Raw genomic sequence first — 1,171 nt, forward strand, 5'->3', positions numbered from 1 at the left:
GTGGTGGCGGGGGTGGGGCCATGGCGGTCATTTCTTCGGCGCTGAGGCTGCCGCTGGCGTCGCTGTCCAGATCGCCGAATTGTTTGCTCAGGCTGACCAGCAGGCCGTCGTTGGACTTCTGCGACAGGGCGCTGCCGAGTTCGTCCTGATCCACCGCGCCGTCGCCGTTGCTGTCGAGTTTGGCGAACAGTTCCTTTTGCAGTTGCTGGCTGCGGGCGTTTTGGGTGGAGGTGCTGCTGGTGCTGGTATAGCTCGTGTAGTTGCTGACGCTACCGATCATCGGGCTCACTCCTTGGACTGGAAAACCGGTGGGTGTACCGGCTTATGCAGCCTCCAGTCGCAAGGTGTCGTGGGTATGTGAAGTTTGTACCGACCGGTACACAGTCGGGATCAGTGGCGGGGCAGCTGGATCACGGCGGTCAGGCCGCCGCCGGGTGTTTCTGCCAGGGTCAGTTGTCCGCCCTGACGTTGCGCCGCTTCCCGGGCGATGGTCATGCCCAGACCGACGCCGCCGGAGTTGCGGTTGCGTGAGCCTTCGAGGCGGAAGAACGGCTCGAATACGGCTTCGCGCTTGTCCGCCGCGATGCCCGGGCCGTGGTCGATGACGCGGATCAGCAGCTGTTCGCGTTGGTCCTGCAGTTCGATGTGCGCTTGGCCGGCGTAGCGCAGGGCGTTGTCCATCAGGTTGTTGATGCATGAGCGCAGTGCCATCGGTTGCACCTGCAAGGGGGCACAGTGGCCGCTGACCTGCACGTCGGCGCCTTGATCCTGGGCGTTTTCGCACAGTGATTCGACCAGCGCCTGCACGTCCATCAACTGCAAGGCTTCGCTGGTGCGCTGTTCGTGCAGGTAGGTGAGGGTGGCGTCGAGCATGCCGATCATGTCGTCCAGATCCTGGCGCATCTGGCCTTGCAGCTTGTCGTCGTTGATGTTTTCCAGGCGCAGTTTCAGCCGTGACAGCGGGGTGCGCAGGTCGTGGGAGACGGCGCCGAGCATTCGTGCGCGTTGCTGCACCTGTTCGCGGATGCGGTGTTGCATCAGGTTGAACGTGTGTGCGGCCTGCCTGGCTTCCCGGGGGCCGGTTTCGTCCAGCGGCGGGCTGTCGAGGTCCGAGGTCGGATGCTCCAGACGATCAGGGTCCAGCGGCAGGGTCAGCCACAGCGTGCTGCCC

Annotated in this window: 2 protein-coding genes; both read right to left on the reverse strand. The window is 64.2% G+C overall.

Annotation, left to right across the window (positions count from 1 at the left end):
* Nucleotides 1-280, reverse strand: a 280-nt coding sequence (xopAW, locus tag C1X29_RS28180; protein ID WP_146023283.1) for a XopAW family type III secretion system calcium-binding effector, incomplete at its 3' end; no start/stop codon positions are given.
* Nucleotides 281-390: 110 nt separating this feature from the next.
* A partial coding sequence (locus C1X29_RS28185; protein ID WP_256584410.1) for a HAMP domain-containing sensor histidine kinase occupies nt 391-1,171 on the reverse strand: 781 nt, incomplete at its 5' end.

Source organism: Pseudomonas sp. GW456-12-10-14-LB2 (genome assembly GCF_002884345.1).
In the GTDB taxonomy this organism is placed as follows: domain Bacteria; phylum Pseudomonadota; class Gammaproteobacteria; order Pseudomonadales; family Pseudomonadaceae; genus Aquipseudomonas; species Aquipseudomonas paraglycinae.